22 protein-coding genes, 1 tRNA gene and 1 pseudogene are annotated in these 21156 nt (G+C 64.3%); 16 read left to right on the forward strand and 8 right to left on the reverse strand.

What is annotated here, in order from left to right; all coding sequences use genetic code 11:
• Window positions 1-33: 33 nt before the first annotated feature.
• Entirely contained in the window at window positions 34-804 is a 771-nt protein-coding gene (locus NKJ26_RS13600; RefSeq protein ID WP_352695705.1) for an IclR family transcriptional regulator domain-containing protein, read from the reverse strand.
• A gap of 120 nt (window positions 805-924) precedes the next feature.
• On the opposite strand from NKJ26_RS13600, the gene NKJ26_RS13605 reads away from it, so the two are divergent.
• The 9 genes from NKJ26_RS13605 (at window position 925) to NKJ26_RS13645 (ending at window position 10516) form a co-directional block, all read left to right on the forward strand.
• Window positions 925-1782: a CoA transferase subunit A gene (locus tag NKJ26_RS13605; protein WP_352695707.1), complete on the forward strand. Its 858-nt coding sequence runs from the start codon at window positions 925-927 to the stop codon at window positions 1780-1782.
• The gene (locus NKJ26_RS13610; protein WP_352605941.1) at window positions 1779-2576 is read left to right on the forward strand and encodes a CoA-transferase subunit beta; all 798 of its coding nucleotides are present in this window, start codon (window positions 1779-1781) and stop codon (window positions 2574-2576) included. Before NKJ26_RS13605 ends, NKJ26_RS13610 begins: the two co-directional genes overlap by 4 nt.
• Before the next feature lies 1 nt (window position 2577).
• Window positions 2578-3783, forward strand: a complete 1206-nt coding sequence (gene pcaF, locus NKJ26_RS13615; protein WP_352605939.1) for a 3-oxoadipyl-CoA thiolase — start codon at window positions 2578-2580, stop codon at window positions 3781-3783.
• A 153-nt stretch (window positions 3784-3936) separates the two neighbouring features.
• A complete protein-coding gene (locus NKJ26_RS13620; protein ID WP_352695709.1) occupies window positions 3937-4968 on the forward strand; it encodes a BMP family protein in 1032 nt (343 codons plus the stop codon).
• Between the two features lie 324 nt (window positions 4969-5292).
• Complete coding sequence (locus NKJ26_RS13625; RefSeq protein WP_352695711.1) at window positions 5293-6804, forward strand: ABC transporter ATP-binding protein; 1512 nt, start codon at window positions 5293-5295, stop codon at window positions 6802-6804.
• Window positions 6804-7859, forward strand: a complete 1056-nt coding sequence (locus NKJ26_RS13630) for an ABC transporter permease (protein ID WP_352695713.1) — start codon at window positions 6804-6806, stop codon at window positions 7857-7859. Before NKJ26_RS13625 ends, NKJ26_RS13630 begins: the two co-directional genes overlap by 1 nt.
• The gene (locus NKJ26_RS13635) at window positions 7856-8800 is read left to right on the forward strand and encodes an ABC transporter permease (RefSeq protein ID WP_352605931.1); all 945 of its coding nucleotides are present in this window, start codon (window positions 7856-7858) and stop codon (window positions 8798-8800) included. Before NKJ26_RS13630 ends, NKJ26_RS13635 begins: the two co-directional genes overlap by 4 nt.
• Before the next feature lie 476 nt (window positions 8801-9276).
• A complete protein-coding gene (locus NKJ26_RS13640) occupies window positions 9277-9432 on the forward strand; it encodes a hypothetical protein (protein WP_023760893.1) in 156 nt (51 codons plus the stop codon).
• Window positions 9433-9568: 136 nt separating this feature from the next.
• The gene (locus NKJ26_RS13645; protein WP_352605929.1) at window positions 9569-10516 is read left to right on the forward strand and encodes an LLM class flavin-dependent oxidoreductase; all 948 of its coding nucleotides are present in this window, start codon (window positions 9569-9571) and stop codon (window positions 10514-10516) included.
• A 7-nt stretch (window positions 10517-10523) separates the two neighbouring features.
• Here the strand turns inward: NKJ26_RS13645 and NKJ26_RS13650 are convergent.
• Window positions 10524-10718 (reverse strand): annotated as a pseudogene (locus NKJ26_RS13650) (cysteine hydrolase family protein); the annotation flags it as partial.
• 171 nt (window positions 10719-10889) lie between these two features.
• On the opposite strand from NKJ26_RS13650, the gene NKJ26_RS13655 reads away from it, so the two are divergent.
• From NKJ26_RS13655 to NKJ26_RS13670, 4 genes are all read left to right on the forward strand, one after another.
• A complete protein-coding gene (locus NKJ26_RS13655) occupies window positions 10890-11687 on the forward strand; it encodes an ATP-binding cassette domain-containing protein (protein ID WP_352605927.1) in 798 nt (265 codons plus the stop codon).
• Window positions 11688-11749: 62 nt separating this feature from the next.
• Window positions 11750-12727 (forward strand): tonB-system energizer ExbB, encoded by a 978-nt coding sequence (gene exbB / locus NKJ26_RS13660; protein ID WP_352605925.1) that lies wholly within the window; start codon window positions 11750-11752, stop codon window positions 12725-12727.
• A 4-nt stretch (window positions 12728-12731) separates the two neighbouring features.
• Complete coding sequence (exbD, locus tag NKJ26_RS13665) at window positions 12732-13178, forward strand: TonB system transport protein ExbD (RefSeq protein WP_352605923.1); 447 nt, start codon at window positions 12732-12734, stop codon at window positions 13176-13178.
• Window positions 13175-14119 (forward strand): energy transducer TonB family protein, encoded by a 945-nt coding sequence (locus NKJ26_RS13670; protein WP_352695717.1) that lies wholly within the window; start codon window positions 13175-13177, stop codon window positions 14117-14119. Before exbD ends, NKJ26_RS13670 begins: the two co-directional genes overlap by 4 nt.
• 112 nt (window positions 14120-14231) lie before the next feature.
• Here the strand turns inward: NKJ26_RS13670 and NKJ26_RS13675 are convergent, their stop codons facing one another.
• From NKJ26_RS13675 to NKJ26_RS13685, 3 genes are all read right to left on the reverse strand, one after another.
• On the reverse strand, window positions 14232-14483 hold the full coding sequence (locus NKJ26_RS13675) for a hypothetical protein (RefSeq protein ID WP_352605919.1): 252 nt from the start codon (window positions 14481-14483) through the stop codon (window positions 14232-14234).
• Window positions 14484-14826: 343 nt separating this feature from the next.
• Complete coding sequence (locus NKJ26_RS13680; RefSeq protein WP_352605917.1) at window positions 14827-15576, reverse strand: helix-turn-helix domain-containing protein; 750 nt, start codon at window positions 15574-15576, stop codon at window positions 14827-14829.
• A 307-nt stretch (window positions 15577-15883) separates the two neighbouring features.
• Window positions 15884-15959: transfer RNA gene (locus NKJ26_RS13685), tRNA-Ala, on the reverse strand.
• A gap of 159 nt (window positions 15960-16118) precedes the next feature.
• Here NKJ26_RS13685 and NKJ26_RS13690 point away from each other — a divergent pair.
• Together NKJ26_RS13690 and NKJ26_RS13695 are read left to right on the forward strand one after the other, a co-directional pair.
• Window positions 16119-16409, forward strand: coding sequence for a YggT family protein (locus tag NKJ26_RS13690; RefSeq protein ID WP_027025683.1), 291 nt, complete (start codon window positions 16119-16121; stop codon window positions 16407-16409).
• 12 nt (window positions 16410-16421) lie between these two features.
• Complete coding sequence (locus NKJ26_RS13695) at window positions 16422-16736, forward strand: DUF167 family protein (RefSeq protein WP_352695718.1); 315 nt, start codon at window positions 16422-16424, stop codon at window positions 16734-16736.
• Between the two features lie 30 nt (window positions 16737-16766).
• Here NKJ26_RS13695 and NKJ26_RS13700 read toward each other — a convergent pair whose 3' ends face one another.
• From NKJ26_RS13700 to NKJ26_RS13710, 3 genes are read right to left on the reverse strand one after another with little or no spacing between them, the layout of a single operon-like run.
• Window positions 16767-17648, reverse strand: coding sequence for a MurR/RpiR family transcriptional regulator (locus NKJ26_RS13700; RefSeq protein WP_352695720.1), 882 nt, complete (start codon window positions 17646-17648; stop codon window positions 16767-16769).
• The gene (locus NKJ26_RS13705) at window positions 17645-18724 is read right to left on the reverse strand and encodes an ABC transporter ATP-binding protein (RefSeq protein WP_352695722.1); all 1080 of its coding nucleotides are present in this window, start codon (window positions 18722-18724) and stop codon (window positions 17645-17647) included. The genes NKJ26_RS13700 and NKJ26_RS13705 overlap by 4 nt, the downstream gene beginning before the upstream one ends.
• 2 nt (window positions 18725-18726) lie before the next feature.
• A complete protein-coding gene (locus NKJ26_RS13710; protein ID WP_352695724.1) occupies window positions 18727-19497 on the reverse strand; it encodes an SDR family oxidoreductase in 771 nt (256 codons plus the stop codon).
• A 168-nt stretch (window positions 19498-19665) separates the two neighbouring features.
• Between NKJ26_RS13710 and NKJ26_RS13715 the strand changes: the two genes are divergently transcribed.
• Window positions 19666-20901: an ABC transporter substrate-binding protein gene (locus NKJ26_RS13715; protein WP_352695725.1), complete on the forward strand. Its 1236-nt coding sequence runs from the start codon at window positions 19666-19668 to the stop codon at window positions 20899-20901.
• Window positions 20902-21156 lie beyond the last annotated feature (255 nt).

Here is a 21156-nt window from a genome sequence, read left to right on the forward strand (position 1 = left end):
GTCTGTGCCGCTATGCCGCTCGCAGGTCGAGCCTTAGACGACAAAGAACTCCTCGATCCGCCGCCTGGCCTCCAGCAGCGCCGGCAGGATTTCTCGCTCCATCTCCGCGACGGAAAACCGCGCCGACTGAGTCGAGACGTTGATTGCCGCGACCGTGCTTCCTGAGCGGTCGCGGATCGGCACGGCGATGGAACGCAGGCCGAGTTCCAGTTCCTCGTCGACGATGGCAAAGCCGTCCGCCTTCGCCTTGCCGATGGCGCCAGCCAGCGAGCGCTTGTCGGCGATCGTCTTCGGTGTCCGCCTCTCGATGGTCGTCCGGTCGAGAAATGTGTTCAGTTCCTGGGGCGTCAGGCCGGCAAGCAGGATACGCCCCATCGAGGTGCAATAGGCCGGCAGCCTGGTGCCGACATCCAGAGACACGCTGAGGATCCGCCGACCCGGGATGCGGGCGACATAGACGACGTCCTGGCCCGACAGGATGGCCGCCGAGCAGGCCTCGTTCAGCTGCGCCGCTACGGCGCGCATGATGGGCGCGGCGAAGGTCCACAGCGATGCGCCGCCGAGCCAGGTGCGGGCGACCGTCAGCAGGCGTGGCGACAGCGAAAACACGCGGCCAGCCTGGGTTGCGTAGCCGGTGGCGACAAGCGTCAGCAGAAAGCGGCGGGCGCCGGCGCGGGTCAGGCTCGCCTCCTCGGCCATTTCGGTCAGCGTCATACCCGAGGGATGGCGGGCGAGGATCTCCATGACGGCAAGGCCGCGCTCGAGCGAGCCGACATGGTCACGGGAAGTGGTCTCTTCGTCCATCGAGCCTCCGCCGAGCGGCATCTTCGTCTGGATTGACTCCCAGCCTTCGGTCAGCATACAAAGTATCACATACTAAACATATGTTCGCAATACGAACTTTTCGGATTTGGAGCCGATACGATGGTCAAGTTCCTGCCGCTTAAACAGGCCGTTGCGGAGAACCTGAGCAATGGCGACACCGTCGCCTTCGAAGGCTTCACCCACCTGATCCCGACGGCGGCGGCGCATGAGGCGATCCGCCAGGGCTTTCGCGACCTGACATTGATCCGCATGACGCCCGACCTGATCTATGACCAGATGATCGGGATGGGCATGGCGAGGAAAGTCGTCTTCTCCTATCTCGGCAATCCCGGCGTCGGCCTGCTGCGGCGCGCCCGCGACGCCATCGAGAACGGTTTCCCCAGGCCGATCGAGGTCGAGGAGCACAGCCATGCCGGCATGGCCAACGCCTACGAGGCGGGCGCGGCCGGCCTGCCCTGCGCGGTGTTTCGCGGCTATCGCGGCGCTGGCCTCGCGGCGGTCAACCCGAACATTAAATCGATCACTTGTCCGTTCACCGGCGAGGTGTTGGCGGCCGTTCCCTCGATCCGGCCGGATGTCACCTTCATCCACGCGCAGAAGGCCGACAAAAAGGGCAACGTGCTGGTCGAAGGCATTATCGGCATCCAGAAGGAAGCCGTGCTGGCGGCCAGCCGAGCGGTCGTGACAGTGGAGGAAGTGGTCGACAATTTCGACGATCTGCACCCCAACCTGACCGTGCTGCCGCGCTGGACGATCGCGGCGATATCGGTCGTGCCGGGTGGCTCGCACCCGTCCTACGCGCATGGCTATTATGGGCGTGACAATGCGGCCTATCTCGAATGGGACGAAATCGCCGCCGACCGTGAAAAATTCCAGGCGTGGATGCAGGCGAACGTCATCGAAAAAAGCGCCGACGATTTCGCGGTCCGGGTTGAGCATCTGAGGAAAGCTGCATGAGCGACAATCCGGGCTTCACCCCGAACGAGATGATGACGATTGCCGCCAGCCGCGCGCTGAGCAACGACGATGTCTGTTTCGTCGGCATCGGCGCGCCGTCGGCCGCCTGCAACGTGGCGCGGCTGACGCATGCGCCCGATATCACGCTGATCTACGAGAGCGGCACGATCGGCACCGCTCCGCAAGTGCTGCCGCTGTCGATCGGCGACGGCGAATTGTGCGAAACCGCCGTCACCACCGTCGCGGTGCCGGAAATGTTCCGCTACTGGCTGCAAGGCGGGCGAATCTCGATCGGCTTTTTGGGCGCTGCGCAGCTCGACAAGTTCGGCAACATCAACACCACGGTCATCGGTGACTATTTCCATCCCAAGACCCGGCTGCCCGGCGGCGGCGGCGCGCCCGAGATCGCGACGTCGTCGAAAGAGGTCTACATCACCATGGCGCAGACCAAGCGCGGCATGGTCGAGAAGATCGACTTCTTCACCTCCTTCGGCCATGGCGACGGCGGTGACCACCGCCGGCGGCTAGGCATCGACACCGCCGGTCCGACATTGCTGATCACCGATCTCGCCATCTGGAAGCCGGATCCGGTGAGCAAGGAATTCACGGTGGCGTCGTTGCATCCTGGCGTCACCCGCCAGCAGGTGCAGGACAGCTGTGGCTGGGTCGTTAAGTTCGCCGAGGCGCTTGACGAAACGCCGGCGCCAAGCGAACTCGAGCTCACGACATTGCGCGACCTGCAGGCCCGCACCAAGGCGGCGCATGAAGGGACCGGAAGAACAAAGGCTGCATGACATGGCCGAGGCCTATATCTGCGACTATATCCGCACGCCGATCGGCCGTTTTGGCGGTTCGTTGTCCTCTGTGCGCGCCGACGACCTCGGCGCTATCCCGCTGAGGGCACTGGTCGAGCGCAATCCGGGCACCGACTGGCAGGCGGTCGACGACGTCGTCTATGGCTGCGCCAACCAGGCCGGCGAGGACAACCGCAATGTGGCGCGCATGGCGCTGCTGCTGGCCGGCCTGCCCAAGGAGATTCCGGGCTCGACCGTCAATCGCCTGTGCGGCTCGGGCATGGATGCGCTGACCATCGCCGCGCGCGCCATCAAGGCCGGCGAGGCCGAGCTGATGATTGCCGGTGGCGTCGAGTCGATGAGCCGCGCGCCCTTCGTCATGCCCAAGGCCGACACGGCGTTTTCGCGCAACGCCGAGATCTATGACACCACCATCGGCTGGCGCTTCGTCAACCCGCTGATGAAGATACAGTACGGCGTCGATTCGATGCCGGAGACCGGAGAGAACGTGGCGGAAGAGTTCGCCGTCTCCCGGGCGGACCAGGACGCCTTTGCCGCGCGCAGCCAGGACAAGGCTGTCGCGGCGCAAGCCAATGGCCGGCTGGCCAAGGAAATCACAGCGGTGACGATCGCGCAGCGCAAGGGCGATGCGATTGTCGTGTCGAAGGACGAACATCCCCGCGCCGGCACCACGGTCGAGACGCTGGCCAAGCTGCCGACGCCGTTCCGGCAAGGCGGCACGGTGACGGCGGGCAATGCGTCCGGCGTCAATGACGGGGCGGCGGCGCTGATCGTTGCTTCCGAAGCAGCGGTGAAAAAATACGGCCTGACGCCGATCGCTCGCATCCTCGGCGGGGCCGCCGCCGGCGTTGCGCCGCGCATCATGGGCATCGGCCCGGCGCCGGCGACGCAAAAGCTTTGCGCGCGGCTCGGCCTGACGCCAAGACAATTCGACGTCATAGAGCTCAACGAAGCCTTTGCCTCGCAAGGCATCGCCGTGTTGCGCCAACTCGGCATTGCCGAGGACGCGGAGCACGTCAACCCCAATGGCGGTGCCATCGCGCTTGGCCATCCGCTCGGCATGTCGGGTGCCCGCATCTCCGGCACGGCGGCGCTGGAGCTTCGCGAACGCGGCGGCCGCTATGCACTGGCGACGATGTGCATCGGCGTCGGCCAGGGCATCGCCATCGCGCTCGAACGGGTTTGACGGTCAGCTTTTCCTGACCGGCCAATCGGATCTCTGATCCGACTCACGGCCAAATTTGACCACGTGGACAAAAGTCCGCACCCGTTCCATAGTTCCCCGTCTGATTTTTTAGAACAGCCGGCTCGACACGGCTGTCGAACAGAGGGGATTGCAATGGAAAACCGAAAGAACAAATCTCATTTTCCGCGCGAAGGGCTTTCGCGACGCAATGTGCTGGAGCTCGGCGCGCTTGGCCTGGCTGCCGCCATGCTGCCGGATGCCGCCTTCGCGGCGGGGAAAAAACTGAAGGTGGCGGCGATCTTCGCCACGCCGATCGAGGAACCCTGGGACAACCAGATCCATGTCGCCTTGCAGAAGGCCGAGAAGGAACTCGGCATCGAATACAAATGGTCGGAGAAGGTGCAGACCGCCGATTTCAGCCGCGTCATGCGCGAATATGCGCAAGGCGGCTACCAGCTGGTGCTGGGCGATGCCTTCGCCGCCGAGCGTGAATCGCGCCGCACCGCCAAGCAATTCCCGAAGACCGCCTTCCTGTTCGGCTCGGGCGCCGGCCCGGCGGAACCCAATTTCGGCGTCTTCGACAACTGGATCCACGAGCCGGCCTATCTCTCCGGGATGATCGCCGGCAAGATGTCGAAATCGGGCACGATCGGCGCCGTCGCGGCCATGGGCATTCCGGAAGTGAACCGGCTGGTCAATGCCTTCTTCGCCGGCGCCAAGGAGGTCAATCCCAACGTCAAGAAGAAGGTCGCCTTCATCGGCTCGTTCTTCGATCCGCCCAAGGCCAAGGAAGCCGCCGTCGCGCAGATCGACGCTGGTGTCGACGTCATCTATGCCGAGCGCTTCGGCGTCATCGAAGCGGCGGTGGACAAGAAGATCTACGCCATCTCCAACATGTCCGACCAGTCGAGTCTCGGCCCCGACACGGTCATCACCGGCCCGGTCTGGGACATGTATCCGACGGTCGAACAAGCAATCAAGCTGGTCAAGGCCGGCGTCTTCACCGCGCAGGACTATGGCGATTTCTCGCGCATGGCCAAGGGCGGTTCGTTCCTGGCGCCCTATCACAAGTTCGACAAGACGCTGCCGGCGGACGTCAAGGAACTTGTCGAGAAGAAGAAGGCCGAAATCCTGGAAGGCAATTTCCGCGTCGACGTGGATGAGAACACGCCGGTTTCGGATTGAGTTTTACCCTCCCCCTAGTGGGGAGGGTCGATCCGCGAAGCGGATCGGGGTGGGGGTCGGCGCCGCGGGGGCCCCCCCCGGGGGCCCCCGGGCGGGGGAGGGGGGGCGCGGGCGCCCCCCCACCCCCCCCGGCGGGGGGGGGGCGGGCACGCCCCCCCCCCCCCCGCGGGGGGGGGGGCCCCCCCCCCCGCGCCCGGGGCGGGCCCCCCCCCCCGGCGCCGCACCCCCACCCCGGCTCACAATCTTCGCTTCGCTGCGATCGCAAGCCGACCCTCCCCACAAGGGGGAGGGTGAGATCGCAGCCAACGCCATTAGGATCCCGCCTTGCCCGCCCCACTCATCGAAATGCGCGGCATCACCAAGAGCTTTGGTGCCGTCAAGGCGAACGAGGCCGTCGACCTCAGCGTAGCGCCAGGCGAGATCCTCGGGTTGCTGGGTGAGAACGGCGCCGGCAAGACGACGCTGATGAACGTGCTGTTCGGCGCCTATGCGCCCGACGCCGGCGAAATCCTCGTCCGGGGCCGGAAGGTGCGGATCACCAGTTCGGCCGATGCGCTGGCCGCCGGCATTGGCATGGTGCACCAGCACTTTCACCTCGCACCCCGGCTCACGGTGCTGGAAAACCTGCTCATAGGCATTCCGGGCAAATCGGGGCGGATCGACCGCGCCGGTGGGTTGGCGCGGCTGGCCGAGATCAGCCAGCAGCACGGGTTGACGCTTGACCCGAACCTGCCCGTATCGGCGCTGTCGGTCGGCGAGCAGCAGCGGCTCGAAATCGTCAAGGCGCTGTTTCGCGGCGCCAAACTGCTGATCCTCGACGAGCCGACCGCGGTGCTGGCGCCGAGCGAGGTCGATGGGCTGTTTTCGGCGCTGCGTTCCATGGCGGCGCAGGGCCTTGGCATCATCTTCATCTCGCACAAGCTCAACGAGGTGCGAGCGCTGACCCATCGCTGCACGGTGCTGCGGCATGGCCGCGTCGCCGGCCGCGTCGACGATCCGGCCAACACGACATCGGCCGCCATGGCGCAATTGATGTGCGGCCACGAGATCGTGCCGCCGGCGAGGGGGCCATCGACACCCGGCGCCGATGTGCTGACGCTCGACGGCATCTCCACCTCGCGGCATTCGGGCACGGCGCTGCGCGAGGTCTCGCTTGCGGTTCGTGCAGGCGAGATTCTTGGCATTGCCGGCGTGTCGGGCAATGGCCAGCGGACACTGGCGGAGGTGATTTCCGGCATGCGCGCGCCCGACGCCGGGCAGATGACGATCGCCGGCCAAAAAGTGTCTGGATTTTCGCCGCGCGAGGTGCAGGCGCTTGGCCTCGGCCGTATTCCGGAAGACCGCATGACGACGGGGCTCGTCACCAACCTGCCGCTCGCCGATTCGATGGTGCTGCCGCGCATCGGCACCGCCGCCTTCAGCAGAAAAGGGCTGCTCAAGCCGGATGCGATCCGCGCCTTCGCCGAGGCGCAGATCAAGGCCTATGACATCAGGTGCCCCGGGCCGATGACCCGCGCCGGAGCACTGTCCGGCGGCAATCTGCAAAAGGCGCTGTTGGCGCGCGAGCTCGCCTTCGATCCAAAGGTGCTGGTCGTCTCGCAGCCGACGCGCGGCCTCGATATCGGCGCCGCCCGCTTCATCCACGAAAAGTTCCTCGACATGCGCGCCAAAGGCTGCGGCATCATCGTCATTGGCGAGGATCTGGAAGAGCTGCTGGTGCTCTGCGACCGCATCGCGGTGATGTATGAGGGCCGCATCGCCGGCACGCTCGATAGCGCCGATGCGACGATCGCGCGGCTCGGACTGTTGATGACCGGGGCGGAGGGGCGCGGCTGATGTTTCGCCTGGAAGTCCGCACCTCGACGCCCGCCTGGTTCAACCTGGCCTTGCCGCTGCTGGCGATCGGCGTCACGCTTGTCCTGTGCAGCGGCCTGATCGCGCTGGCCGGCGCCGGCGTGCTCGAAGCCTATGGCGTGATGTTCACCGCCTCGCTCGGCGACAGCTACGCGATCACCGAAACGCTGGTGCGCGCGGCACCGATGATCTTCACCGGGCTGGCGGTGGCGGTCGCCTTCCGGGCGAAATTCTGGAACATCGGCGCCGAAGGCCAGTTGCTGGCCGGCGCGGTGGCCAGCTGCTTCGTCGGCGCAATCCCGATGCCGGGACCGCTCGCCATGCTGCTGATGGCGGTGGCGGGCGCCGCCGCCGGGGCAGCGGTGGCGCTGGTGCCGGCGACGCTGCGGGTGAAATTCAAGGTCGATGACGTCGTCAGTTCGCTGCTGCTCAACTCGGTCATCTATTACGCGCTGATGGCGCTGATCGAAGGGCCGTGGAAGGACAGTTTCAGCGGCTATCCGATCTCGCCGCCGATCGAGGATTCGGCGAATTTTCCAGTGCTGATCGAAGGTACGCGGCTGCATCTCGGCGTCGTCGCGGCGCTGATCGCGGCGCCGCTGATCTGGTTCCTGATCGTGCGCACCACGCTCGGCTTCAGGATCAGGGTCATCGGCGAGAATCCCGAAGCCGCGCGCTATGGCGGCATCCATGTCGAGCGCGTGCTGATCTCGACCGCGCTGCTGTCCGGTGCTCTGGCCGGGTTGGCCGGGGTCGGCGAGGTCGGCGGCGTGCATTTCCAGGTGATGAGCGACATCTCGCCGGGTTACGGCTATTCCGGCATCGTCGTTGCCATGCTGGCGCGGCTTAACCCGCTCGGCGTCGTGCCGGCGGCGATCTTTCTTGCGGCGGTAATGACCGGCGCCGAGGCGATGTCGCGGGCGACCGGCGTTCCGGCCTTCCTCAGCGATGTCATCCAGGGCACCGCTCTGCTTGCCATGCTGGTGGCGCTGCTGTTCACCGCCTATCGCATCCGCCGTGTCGGAGCCATCAGGTGAGCGCGGTATTCGAACAAATCTTTCAGGTCGGCTTTCTGGCCGCGATCATCCGCATCGCCACGCCCTTGGCTTTTGCCACGCTCGGCGAGATGTTCTCCGAGCGCGCCGGTGTGCTCAATCTCGGCATCGAGGGCATCATGCTGCTCTGTGCGATGACCGGCTTCACCGCCACCAGCCTCAGCGGCAGCCTGTGGCTCGGCGTGCTGGTGGCGGTGCTGACCGGCATGTTGATGGGCGCGCTGCATGCGCTGTTCACGGTGGCGCTCGGCCTGAGCCAGCATGTCTGCGGCATCGGCGTCACGCTGTTGTCGTCGGGCCTGGCCTATTTCCTCTACCGGCTGATCTTCGGCCAGCAATCGGTGCCGCCGAACATCCAGGGTTTTCAGACGCTGCCGATCCCGATCCTCTCCGACATTCCCGTGCTCGGGCCGGCGGTGTTCAACCAGTTCGCGCTGGTCTACATGGCGATGCTCGCCATCCCGCTCGCGGCCTTCGTGCTCTACCGGACGCCATGGGGCCTGTCGGTGCGCATGGTCGGCGAAAATCCCCGCGCCGCCGATTCCGCCGGCGTCAGCGTCATCGCCACGCGTTTCCAGGCGGTCATCCTTGGCGGCGCGCTGATGGGACTGGCCGGCGCCTTCCTGTCGATGGCGCAATTCAACGCCTTCACCTTCGGCGTCGTCTCCGGGCGCGGCTGGGTGGCGATCGCGCTGGTCGTGTTCGGCCGCTGGGATCCATGGCGCTCGGCGGGTGCCGCGCTTCTGTTCGCATTCGTCGATGCGTTGCAGCTGCGCATGCAAGCGAGCGGCCTGGGACATATTCCCTACGAGGCGTTCCTGATGCTGCCCTTCATCTTCACCATCGTCGCCATGGCGGTGATGTCGCGCAACGCGGTGGCGCCGTCGGCGCTGCTCAAGCCGTTCCGACGGGAAGAGCGGTAGGCAAGGGCTGTTCTTTCCTCTCCCTCCGGAGGGGTGGCGCTGCGAAGCAGCGACGGGTGGGGGAACCACCGGGAACCGTCGCCAACGGATATTGAGAAGGGGACCAAGGGAGCCAAGAATCTTCCTGCATCGCGCCAAGGGTCGACCCCCACTCCGTCCGGCTGCGCTCGACACCTCTCCCCCGATCGACGGGGTAGAGGAAGGGCGCCAAGCTGTCCCTGGGGCGAGCAACCCGCCTCTTGCCAAGTTCGCGCCTTCTTTGACATTTTCACATCGCGGTAAAGCCATTGTCGACGAACGAATGCGTGCCGTTGACAAAAGCTCTGCCTCCGCCGATGCATCGCTGGGATAGGCGTCCTCAGCAATGCACAACCAATTTCAGGCTTATCAAGAGAAAATTATTCTGCCTATTGTCCGAAAATAGCAATCGACAAAGTCTACAAGTTTTATAGATTAACCGCGAGACGGAGGTCGATATGTCCTATATCCAAAACGCCCAGACGGATCGTAGCGGCCAGAGGCTGGCCAATGCCCAGACCTTTCGCCCGGCCTATGCCGGGGCTTTCGCCTATGTTGTCTTTGCCCTTGCGTTCGTGTTCACCGGGGCGGTCGTCCTGGGCCTCATTCCCTGAGGTGACTGTCGGCCCTGGATTGGTGCCCCGCCGTTTTCATGCAGTCGGAGTTGAATGAACCGGATCCCGGTGCGCTTGCGCGCACTGTGATTCGAATGTCACCGCATCCGTGATTCCAGAGATGGAGGAGATGGCAATGCCGATCGAGTTCACGCATGTTCCGGGTAAGTCCCACCCCGCCGACGTCGCGGTTCCTTTTTTCTACGACTTTGCCGAGACCGCGACCAAGCTTGGGCTGATCGAGGACGGTGGTTTCCAGAAGATCGTCGTCGACGATTCGGCCGGACTGCTGACCAACATGGATCTGGCGTCCCAGGTGCTCGATCGCACCTCGTCGCTGGAAGTCGTCCTTACTCATTGGGCTGGCGTGGTCGACCCGACGGTAGCGGCCCGCCAGTTGGCCTCGATCGACAGGAAAAGCGGCGGGCGGCTGGCGCTCAGGATGATCAGCGAGCCGCTGAGCGACGACGATGCCGAAACGCGTCCAGTCGGCCACACTGTCGTCTGGCAGCGCATCGACGAATATCTGGTGTTGCTGAAGCGGCTGTGGTCGAACGACCGGCCCTTCGATCACGAAGGGGCGTTCTACAGCATCAAGGGCGGCTATGTGCCGCGCAAGGGGCCTCATGGCGCCGACCTGATCATCCGCATGGGCGGGCAATCCGGAACGGCGCTCAAGGTGGCCGGCCGGCATGCCGATGTCTTTGAACTGGCGCCAGGCTCGATCGACGAGGTTCGGCAGCTGATGGAGCGGGTGCGCGGCGCCGCCGCCGAACACGGCCGGGCCGGCAAGTTGCGCTTTGCGCTGCCGGTCAGGATTCACCAGGGTGCTTCCGGCACCGGCCAAAAGGCCGTCGATGTCGCCGGGCCGCCGGCTCAAGCGGCCTTGTCGCTGCTTGCCTACGCGGCTCTCGGAATCGATGAATTCATGATCGTCGGTGTCGACGCGCCGCGCGAGATCGCGACGGTCGGCCGGGAAACGATCGCCCTGCTGCGCAACTCGCTGGCGCGTCGCGAGACCGACGCTTTCCAGCCTGGAGCTTACGCGTCCCGTGCAGCGCTGCAAACGCGCGCTGCGGGCTGAAGGTCCATCAAGCTTCTGTTGTTTCAGGCCTGTCACCAAGCCGTGACAGGTCTGCGATAACAGCGCTTGAATCCGCCAGCGCGCCGAAGCCCCGTCCTCGATGTACCTTGTGAAGTGCCGCCTCGTGCGCCTTTTGGTCCCCGCTGGCGCAGGCGTCCGAGATCATCAGGCACTGAAAGTTGCGGTCGCAGGCTTCGCGCAGCACCCCCATACCTTGCTAGGAACTTTGCCGCGGCGTCGCCGTGACGACGATTTGTTGATGATTGAAGTCATGTTCAATCTTGACTAGTAAGGTCATGTTTCATAGTCAACCGGCCAGTTGCTTGCCGAAGCCAGAAATCTGGCATGCGGGCGGCCGCACTGGAGAAAAGCCATGACCGTGGCTGGAACTGACGCCCAAACTGCCTTTCATATCGACGCGGTGCGCTTTGCCGTGGGGGAGCGGACGCTGCTCGGTCCGGTTTCGCTCGAACTCGAGCGTTCTCGCGTCTATGGGCTGATCGGCCACAATGGATCGGGCAAGTCCACGCTGATCAAGCTTCTGGCACGCCAGCAGGCGGCGAGCTCGGGTGTCATCACCTTCGCCAGGCGACCGCTGCCGCAATGGCGCGCGCGCGAGTTTGCCCGCGCGCTTGCCTACCTGCCGCAGACGACGCCGGCGGCGACCGGCCTGACCGTGCGCGAGTTGGCAGCGCTCGGCCGCTATCCCTGGCATGGCGCGCTTGGCCGCTTCGGGCACGAGGACAGGCGGCACGTCGAGGAGGCGTTGGCCCTGACCGACATGGAAGCTTTCACGGAGCGGCTGGTGGACGAGCTGTCCGGCGGCGAGCGCCAGCGCGCATGGCTCGCCATGCTGGTGGCTCAGAATGCCGGCGTCATGCTGCTCGACGAGCCGATTTCGGCGCTCGACATCGCCCATCAGGTCGAGGTGCTGGGGCTGGTCAGGGATCTCAGCCGCAAACGCGATCTCTGCGTCGTCGTCGTGCTGCACGATCCCAACATGGCGGCGCGCTATTGCGACGAGCTGATCGCTCTGAAAGACGGCAAGCTGCTGACGCGCGGCACGCCGGGCGAAATCATGCGCGGCGATGTGCTGAAAGGCATTTTCGGCGTGGAGATGGGTGTGTTCGCGCACCCCGTCACCGGCCAGCCCGTCGGTTATGTGCAATGACGGCCGTGCCTACGGGCAGCGAACGGGAGCGGCTTGCCGCTGTGAGAACAAGGAAGAAGCTGTTGTCGAGAAATGGTTTGTTGGCGGCGTTGGTCGCATCCGTCATCCTGTCGGCTGGCAGCGCCACGGCCCAGGAGCAGCCGGCGGGTGCTGCCCCTGCCGTCGAGGCGCCCGTCGCCCCTGCTGCTGCCACATCGGCACCCACCGCACCAGCGCCCGCCGGACCGGCGGTCGCTCCGTCGGCCACGATGGCACCGGTGCAACAGCAGCCAGACACCCAGACCAGCGCGGCAGCACCGGCCGAACCCGGACCTTCCACAGCGATGGATCTGGCCTTGCCGCATGATCTGTCGCCTTGGGGCATGTTCATGGCGGCCGATGTCATCGTCAAAGCCGTGATGATCGGATTGGCTTTTGCCTCGCTCGTCACCTGGACGATATGGCTGGCGAAATCGCTGGAGGTTTTCGGCGGCAAGCTGCGTGCACGTCGCGCCGCGCGCGCCATCGGCGACGCCGCGACCCTGAAACAGGCGAGCCGGATGCTCAGCCGCGGCGGCGGGCCCGGCGCACTGCTGGTGCGGGCGGCCGAGGAAGAAACCGCACTTTCGGCTGGCGCACTCGATCATGTTTCGGGCGACGGTCTCAAGGAACGGGTCACCTCGCGTCTTTCGCGCATCGAGGCGGCGGCATCGCGGCGCATGTCGCGCGGCACGGGCGTGCTGGCCACGATCGGCTCGACCGCGCCTTTCGTCGGACTGTTCGGCACCGTCTGGGGCATCATGAACGCCTTCATCGGCATTTCGCAGGCGCAGACCACCAATCTGGCGGTCGTCGCGCCCGGCATCGCAGAGGCGCTGCTGGCCACCGCGATGGGCCTCGTCGCGGCGATACCGGCGGTCGTCATCTACAACGTCTTTGCCCGCTCGATAGCCGGCTACCGGCAGATTCTCGCCGATGCCTCGGCGGGCGTCGAACGGCTGGTCAGCCGCGATCTGGATTTCCGCACGGTCGCGCCTGCTGCGGCCTTGGCCGCGGAGTAGCGCCATGGCGAGCAGAATCCGACAGACCATGGATGACGATCTCGAGGAAAGCCACGAGATCAACGTCACCCCGTTCATCGATGTCATCCTGGTGTTGCTGATCATCTTCATGGTCGCGGCACCGCTGGCGACGGTGGACGTCAATGTCGACCTGCCGGGCTCGACCGCAACGCCGGCACCGCGGCCCGAAACGCCGTTGTTCCTGACGCTGAAGGACGATCTCACGCTGGCGATCGGCAACGACGCCGTGCCGCGCCAGGCTTTTGCCGCCGTGCTGGACAGCAGGACAAAGGGCGACAAGCAGACACGCATCTTCCTGCGCGCCGACAAGGCGGTCGCCTATGGCGATCTGATGGAGGCGATGAACCTGCTGCGCGGCGCCGGCTACCTGAAAATCGCGCTGGTCGGCCTGGAGACGGCGCCCGCTGCCACCGGGGCGGCGGCGCCATGACGGCCGCCATGCCCACGATGGAACTGTCGCGCTTCGGCTGGCGCGACGTCGGCTTGTGGGCGGCTGCGGCGGCATTGATACTTGGAGCCCATGTCGCGGTCGCCTATGCCGTGCAGAACTTCAATCCGCTCGAGACGGATGGCGGACCGCCGCCGGCGCTGGTGATCGAGATGGCGCCGATGGTGGTTACGCCGGCGGTGCCGGAGCAGGCTGCCATGCTGGATGCGGCGACGCCCGACCAGGCCGAGCCGGTCGAAGAGACCGAGCGGGCCGCCGAAACCGAGCCGGAGAAGGTAGTCGAGCAAACAGAGCCGGTCGCCGAGCAACCGGAAACGACGCCACCCGACGAAACCGAGCCCGCCCCGCCCAACGAGACCGAACAGGCCGAACAGCCGCCATTGGCGGAGACCGTTCCCGACATCGTCGAGGCGATCAAGCCGGACGTTGTCGTTCCGGTGCCGCAGCCAAGGCCGGTCGAAACGGCCAAGGAAAAGAAACCCGTCGAAGCCAAGGTGAAAAAACCGGTTGAACAGCCCAAGCCGCATCCGAAGAAGCAAAAGGCGGAGCCGGCAAAGACGGTGGCCGCCGCAAGCGCGGACGCGAAGCCGGCGGTCAGGGCAGCCGCACCGAAATCGGCGGCCGGGGTTTCAGGTGTCAGCCCCGCCAAGTGGGAGTCGCGGTTGCTGGCGTGGATCAAGCGCCATACGCGCTATCCGAGCGTCGCGAAATCCAGGGGCTCACAGGGCAACGCGAACGTGACCTTCACCGTGGACGGATCCGGCCGGGTGGTATCGGCGCGTGTCGTGCGTTCGTCCGGCGACCCCGACCTCGACCGCGCCGCGCTCGCCGTTCTGCAGGGCGCCACGGTGCCGGCACCGCCGCCGGAGCTTGGATCCCGCATCAGCCGCACGGCACCCTTCGTGTTCAGTCTCCGGAATTAGAGCAATTCCAGGAACGGCCCGCGTGCGGTCGGACAGATCTCACGAACTTGACCAGCCGTGGCTACCGATAGTGCATCCCCCGTCGCGCACATGGCTGACGGTCGCATCCGATTTACGCTCTCCCTGACTGGACACGGCTGTCCTTGGCGTGCGCCTTGGGACGCATCGGATTGCCGCTGAGATGTGCGTGCCTGGCCGGCCGTGCGCCGCGTAGAACGTCGAAGGCCTCGGCATAGGCCATGCCCAGCAGATAAGAGATCATGGGAAAACGGTTTGCTTCGGCCATCTGCATCAGCTCATTGGCCATCGTCGCAATATATTGGAGGCTATCGATCTCTGACTGACGTAAGGACTGATTCGTCACGTTCTGCTCCTGTCCCGGATTGAACTCATGGAACGCGTTACTGGTTATTTCATGCATAAGAAGTCGACTAGTTGACCGTCGGCCCGCCGGATCCGGGTTGATTTCCGAAACCCAATGGGATCCGTCGAAACCCCCAGAGTGGGATCAGCGGGAAGAAAGGTAAGATCGGAAGAGTTAACGACTTGTTAAAATTATAGTACGCCCAATGTGAGCTTAATTATATTTCCTCGCGATAAAGTCTAAAAAATCGGTTTTACCCGGATAGAGAGTAGCCATTCGCCAACCTACGCTTTTTCCGGATACACTTATTCTTATTTAGCGTAATCAGAGACGGTTGAACGGGCTAGCCCGGATCATCCCGGGCGAGACTGACGACAAGCTGGTCTACGCTCGGATCGTCGAGCTTGACGACATGAGCCATGCGGATGGCGTGCCGTGGGCGGATGTTGGCCATGTCTTGCCGCATGATCACCGATACAAATGCCGGACCGGCCTCGGTGAGGAGCATGGCCTTGCCCGTCAGCACCGGCTCGGAGATGGGGGCCCATTGCACGGAGATCAGCGAGGGCTCGCCCGTCTGGCGGCGGTTGACGCCGCTGAAATAGATCCAGTTCAGCCGTGAGATCACCACCCCATAGTGGTTGGCGCGCGCGCGCGCCCATGTCGAACCAAGGCGCTCCGACCATCCGGTGACCCGGCGGAACGTAACCAGTTCGGCCTCGCGGCGAATGAAGGTCACCGACCGCATCAACAGGTCGGAACGAGCCGGGACCGAGAAGTAGGTGAAATAGGTGCCTCCCGCGATCGATGGAGCGGGCGGGCGGATCATCTGCTTGAACAATATCTCGGAAATCGGCGGCATGCCGGGAACCGTGGGCTCGGGCAGGCCGGGGTCCTGGTACAATTCGGCTTCGCCGACGCGGAAATAATCGCATATCAGCTTGGCGGTGGCCTTGTTCGGAACGGTCTGCCCCTGCAGATAGCGTTCGAACTGCGTACGGTTTATGCCAAGCTCGCGGCAGACCGCACTGACGGAGGCGTGGCCCTTGCAGAGCCGTCTGAGATTTGCAGCGAGATTCTCGCGAAGGGACACGTCTTTGCTTCCGCAGGCTTCATTTTCGACTCGAAATCGATATAGCGCCTTCAGTCGCCCCCGCCGAAACGCCTTGTCACAACACACAGAAAAAATTGATTTGATAACGTCACTCTGTGAGATGGCGTCCAAAAAAATATCGCCAATCCGGCGGCGGTCATCGCATAAGTCTAATTGACAACCGCTTCGCTTCAAGCCCGGTACATCGCGGATTTTGGGCGGCGCGGCCCTCGGCATGGCGCGTCGCGCCGAACCCCGCGGGAATTGCGTTTTGCAGATGCACGAAGAGGAAAATCGACTATTCCGCTGGTGGAGCTGAGGAGGATCGAACTCCTGACCTCGTCATTGCGAACGACGCGCTCTCCCAGCTGAGCTACAGCCCCGTCCAGCGGATGGCGCATTTATCGGGCGCGGTGGTTTCCTGTCAAGGCGGGGTTTTGCCGAAAACCCCAGACTCGAGGCTCCTGGCCGGCACACGGCGAAGGCGGCCCTTGCCGGTTTCGCGTGCAATGGCTACATGTCGGCAACAATTGGAGACCGGCATGATCGCCCTCATTCAAACAATCGTCATGGCGCTTGACCTCTACTGGTGGATCATCATCGCCTCGGCGATCTTTTCCTGGCTCTACGCCTTCAACGTCGTCAATTCGCGCAACCAGTTCGTCGGCACCATCGGCAACACGCTGTACCGGCTGACCGAGCCGGCGCTGCGGCCGATCCGCCGGTTCATGCCCGACCTCGGCGGAATCGACATCTCGCCCATTATCCTGCTGCTGATCCTGTTCTTCATCCGGCAGTTCCTGGTCACCACGGTCTGGTCCTGGGTTGCCTAAATCCGCGATCCGATGAGCGCGCCGTTTCGCTTGCGCGACGACGGCGTCGATCTGTTTGTCCGGCTAACGCCAAAGGCGGCATTTGACAGGATTGAAGGCATCGAGACGGCGGCGGACGGACGCAGCCATCTTAAGGCGCGCGTCCGCGCCGTGCCGGAAAACGGCGCCGCCAACAAAGCGCTCGAAAGAACGGTCGCCAAGGCACTGGGCGTGCCGGCATCTACCGTGTCGGTCGTCGCTGGCGGTACGGCCCGGCTGAAGATGCTGCGCGTTCTCGGCGATCCCATGGCGCTGGCCAAGGCTATCGAGGCTCTGAGCTCATTTTGAGCGCCGCATCAATGCGGCGAACAAAAAGGCTCAATCGCCCAGCGGCAGGCGCGGATCGTCGACTTTCAGCGTGTTCACGCTCTGTTTGATACGGCGCAAATTCTCCAGCACCTTCGGTCCGCGCGCTTCCGCGACCGATGTCACGATCATGTCGACGATCGCCAGCAGCGCATAGCGTGACGATGTCGGCTTGTAGATGTTGCCATCCTCGAGCGGCTGCAAGTGGATGACCGTGTCGGCGGTCTTGGCAAGCGCCGAATCGGGTGCCGTGATCGCGACGGTGGTGGCTCCATATTGCTGAGCGACCTGCACCGCCTCGATGACCGATCGCGCATAGCCGGAAACCGAAAAAGCGACCAGCGTGGTCTCGGCCGTGGCGACGGCGGCGTACATGCGCTGCAATTGGCCGTCGATCTGCGCCAGCACCGGCAGGCCGAGGCGAAACAGTCGGTTCTGCATCTCGGTCGCCATCATCGAGGAGATGCCGCCGGAGCCGATGCACAGCACGTTGCCCGAGGCCGCGATGCGCGCGCCGACATCGACCAGCGTCTTCATGTCGAGGTTTTCGCTGGCGCGCTGGATTGCCGATATCGCCGCTTCGGTAATGACGGATGCGATGCGCTGCTCGCGGGCGTCGCGGCTCAGCGGCTCGGGCGACAGATACTGGCCGCCAATGGCGATGGCCTGCGCCAGGTAGAACTTGAAGTCTCGCAGGCCCTCGCAGCCGAGATTGCGGCAGAAGCGGGTCACCGTCGGCTCGCTGACGCCGACGCGCGCGGCAATCTCGGAGATCGCTGCCTTGGAGGCGAAGTCGAGGTCGCTGAGCACGAGGCCGGCCAGCCGGCGGTCCGACTTGGTGCCGTCCTGCGACATTAGTTGCAGCCGCGTGATGATGTCGGCCGGCGTCCTCACGTGTGCGTCTGCATAGGCAGGCCCGTCGCCGTGTCGAACAGATGGATATTGCCGGGAGCGACCGAGACCGGCAGCAGGTCGCCCGGCCTGACCGGCACCCTGTCGCGGAAGACCGCCCGCACCGCATCGGCGCCGATGACCCCGTAGACATGGGTTTCGGAGCCGGTCGGCTCGACGACGTCCACCTTGATCGCCATCGCGTCGGCGGCTTCGCCGATGACGAAATGCTCGGGCCGGATCCCGGCCTCCACGGGGCTGCCTGCCGGCACCGCCTTGCCGGCAAGCGCAAGCCGCCCACCGCCGGTCGATTCGAACCAGGTTTTCTCGGGCGTCGTCCTGAGCGCCCCGGAAACAAAGCTCATCGACGGCGAGCCGAGGAAGCCGGCGACGAACTTGTTGGCCGGCCTGTCGTAGAGCTCCAGCGGCGGCCCGACCTGCTGAATCCTGCCTCGGTCCATCACGACGATGCGGTCGGCCATGGTCATGGCTTCGATCTGGTCGTGGGTGACATAGACGATGGTCGATTTCAGCCGTTGGTGCAGCGCCTTGATCTCGGTACGCATCTGCACGCGCAACTGCGCGTCGAGATTGGACAATGGCTCGTCGAACAGGAAGACCGACGGTTCGCGCACGATGGCGCGGCCCATGGCGACGCGCTGGCGCTGGCCGCCCGACAATTGCCGGGGATAGCGGTCGAGATAAGAGAACAGGTTGAGGACGCCGGACGCCTTCTTGACTTTTGCCTCTACCGCCACGCGCGCTTCGCCGCGGATCTTGGGGCCGAAGCCGATATTCTCCGAAGCCTTCAGATGCGGGAACAGCGCATAGGACTGGAACACCATGGCGATGTTGCGGGCCTGCGGCGGCAGGTCGTTGGCACGCACGCCGCCTATCAGGAGATCGCCTGATGTGATCGTCTCAAGGCCGGCAAGCATGCGCAGCAAGGTCGACTTGCCGCAGCCGGACGGGCCGACCAGCACGACGAACTCGCCGCTCTTGATATCGAGGCTGATGTTCTCGAGGATCTTGTGCTGCCCGAACGATTTCGACAGGTCGCGGAACTCCACGTCGGTCATGGTTACGCTCCCAATATGTCGTCGATGAACGGCAGACAGCCGGCGGTCAGTCCAGCATCAACAGGCATCACCACGCCTGTTATGCCCGATGCGCGCTCGGATGCAAGGAAAGCCACCGCCTCGGCCACTTCGCCGGCGTCGACGATGCGGCCGAGCGGATAGAGCCGCTTCAACTTGCCGAGGATCTCGGGATCCTTGGCAAGGCGATGGTCCCAGGCGGCGGTGCGGATCGATCCCGGACAGACGACATTGGCGCGCACGCCGCTGCGGCCAAGTTCGACGGCAATCGATTTCGCATAGGCATTGATGCCGGCCTTGGCGGCGGCATAGGCGGGATTGCCGAAATGCGCGATGGCATTGACGGAAGAAATGAAGACGACGCTTCCCGAACCGCGCGCGGCCATTGCCTTGGCAATAGGGTCGGCGAAAGTCATCACCCCGGTCAAATTGAGGTCGAGTTCGTGCTCTATCTTGTCCGCCGTCAGCGCCGCAAGCGTTTCGGCGCGCGTCCAGCCGGCATTGTTGATCAGGATATCGGGCACCCCATCCCTGTCGAGCACGGCGGCGATCGCTGCCTCGATCGAAGCCCGGTCGAGAAGGTCGAAGACATGGCGCGAGGCAAGGTGCGGGCTTGCCAGCGCCTCGCCCGTCTGGTCGCAGCCGACAACTCGTGCGCCCCTTTCCCCCAGCAGTGTGACGATCGCCGAACCAAGGCCGCCGCCGGCACCCGTTACAAGAACGGTCCGGCCTTCGAATTCGGCTCTCGAAACCACGCTCCGTGCTCCTCCGGCATGTCAGGCAGACACCGGCAGGCTATCAAATGGATGTAATTTAGCAACATAATAATCCGCTTGCATGCCGGATATTCCGAGATAATGTAGGAAAGTCACATAACCTTGTGTCAGCGATCGGCACAAGCGCGGACCAATGGGAGAGATCAGATGAGCCTTGCGAAATGGACTGCCGGCCTGATGGCCGGAATGAGCATGCTGGCCTTGGCGGCACAGGCGCAGGCCGGTGAGGTACGCGTCACCGTCGCAGAATACAGCGCCAAGACCGGTCCGTATTTCGAAGAGGTCAAGAAGGAGTTCGAGGCGAAGAACCCCGGCATCACAGTCAAGTTCGAAGTGGTGCCGTGGGATGTGCTCTTGCAGAAGCTGACCACCGATATCACCGCCGGCACCAATGCCGACCTGTCGATCATCGGCACGCGCTGGCTGATCGACTTCGTCCAGCAGGACGTCGCCGAGCCGCTCGACAGCCACATCACGCCCGATTTCAAGGACCGCTTCATCGACACGTTCCTGTCGCCCTCGATCATGGACGGCAAGACCTACGGCCTGCCGATCGCTGCCTCGGCGCGCGCCTTGTATTACAACAAGGAGCTGTTCGAGAAGGCCGGCATCGCCAAGCCGCCGGCAAGCTGGACCGAGCTGCAGGAAGATGCCCGCAAGATCAAGGCGCTGGGGTCCGGCTCGTTTGGTTTCGGCCTCCAAGGCAAGGAAATCGAGACCGACGTCTATTATTATTACGCCATGTGGTCCCAGGGCACCGAGATCCTCAACAAGGACGGCACTTCGGGTCTGGGCACCCCAGGCGCGCTCGAGGCCGCCAAGCTCTACAAGTCGATGATCGACGAGGGGCTGACCGAGCCTGGCGTCACGTCCAACAACCGCGAGGACGTGCAGAACCTGTTCAAGCAGGGCAAGGTCGGCATGATGATCACGGCACCCTTCCTGTCCAACCAGATCAAGGACGAGGCACCGAACCTCAAATATGGCGTCGCGGCCATTCCGGCCGGACCGACCGGCGCGCGCGGCACCTATGGCGTCACCGATTCCATCATCATGTTCAAGAACTCCAAGAACAAGGACGAAGCCTGGAAGCTGCTCGACTTCCTGTTCACCACCGAACAGCGTGCCAAGTTCACGCAAGGCGAAGGCTTCCTGCCGGTAAACAAGGAGGAGGCCAAGATGGACTACTACGTCAACAATGCCGATCTGGCCGCCTTCACCGCGCTCTTGCCCGACGCCCGCTTCGCGCCGGTCATTCCGGGCTGGGAAGAAATCGCCCAGATCACGTCCGACGCCATGCAGAAGATTTATCTAGGCAGCGTGGACCCCGAGACAGGCTTGAAGGAGGCAGCCGCCAAGGCAAACGCCGTGCTCAAGAAATAAGGCGTATCTCCCTGCGCCGGTGGCGCGCCCCAGCCAGGCTCCTTTCCTCTCCCTCCGGAGGGGGGAGAGGTGGCTCGGCGAAGCCGAGACGGAGTGGGGGAACCACCTGGCAACCGCCGCGAACGGACGTAGGAAGGGCACCAGGCGCAAGGATCGCCTCGCCTTGCGCCAAGGGTCGACCCCCACTCCGTCCAGCGTCGCTCGACACCACAACCCCCATCGACGGGGGGGCGGTCTCTTATAAACATCAACCAG

This window comes from Mesorhizobium sp. M0152 (genome assembly GCF_040322415.1).
Taxonomy (GTDB): Bacteria; Pseudomonadota; Alphaproteobacteria; order Rhizobiales; family Rhizobiaceae; genus Mesorhizobium.

What these genes read in the sequence shown, in the direction of transcription:
- exbD (WP_352605923.1), top strand. Translation starts at nt 12,732, where the DNA reads ATGGCGAGCAGAATCCGACAGACCATGGATGACGATCTCGAGGAAAGC.
- NKJ26_RS13640 (WP_023760893.1), top strand. Translation starts at nt 9,277, where the DNA reads ATGTCCTATATCCAAAACGCCCAGACGGATCGTAGCGGCCAGAGGCTG.
- NKJ26_RS13690 (WP_027025683.1), top strand. Translation starts at nt 16,119, where the DNA reads ATGATCGCCCTCATTCAAACAATCGTCATGGCGCTTGACCTCTACTGG.
- NKJ26_RS13695 (WP_352695718.1), top strand. Translation starts at nt 16,422, where the DNA reads ATGAGCGCGCCGTTTCGCTTGCGCGACGACGGCGTCGATCTGTTTGTC.
- NKJ26_RS13630 (WP_352695713.1), top strand. Translation starts at nt 6,804, where the DNA reads ATGTTTCGCCTGGAAGTCCGCACCTCGACGCCCGCCTGGTTCAACCTG.
- NKJ26_RS13645 (WP_352605929.1), top strand. Translation starts at nt 9,569, where the DNA reads ATGCCGATCGAGTTCACGCATGTTCCGGGTAAGTCCCACCCCGCCGAC.
- NKJ26_RS13655 (WP_352605927.1), top strand. Translation starts at nt 10,890, where the DNA reads ATGACCGTGGCTGGAACTGACGCCCAAACTGCCTTTCATATCGACGCG.
- NKJ26_RS13670 (WP_352695717.1), top strand. Translation starts at nt 13,175, where the DNA reads ATGACGGCCGCCATGCCCACGATGGAACTGTCGCGCTTCGGCTGGCGC.
- NKJ26_RS13620 (WP_352695709.1), top strand. Translation starts at nt 3,937, where the DNA reads ATGGAAAACCGAAAGAACAAATCTCATTTTCCGCGCGAAGGGCTTTCG.
- NKJ26_RS13715 (WP_352695725.1), top strand. Translation starts at nt 19,666, where the DNA reads ATGAGCCTTGCGAAATGGACTGCCGGCCTGATGGCCGGAATGAGCATG.
- NKJ26_RS13610 (WP_352605941.1), top strand. Translation starts at nt 1,779, where the DNA reads ATGAGCGACAATCCGGGCTTCACCCCGAACGAGATGATGACGATTGCC.
- NKJ26_RS13600 (WP_352695705.1), bottom strand. Translation starts at nt 804, where the DNA reads ATGGACGAAGAGACCACTTCCCGTGACCATGTCGGCTCGCTCGAGCGC.
- NKJ26_RS13605 (WP_352695707.1), top strand. Translation starts at nt 925, where the DNA reads ATGGTCAAGTTCCTGCCGCTTAAACAGGCCGTTGCGGAGAACCTGAGC.
- NKJ26_RS13705 (WP_352695722.1), bottom strand. Translation starts at nt 18,724, where the DNA reads ATGACCGACGTGGAGTTCCGCGACCTGTCGAAATCGTTCGGGCAGCAC.
- pcaF (WP_352605939.1), top strand. Translation starts at nt 2,578, where the DNA reads ATGGCCGAGGCCTATATCTGCGACTATATCCGCACGCCGATCGGCCGT.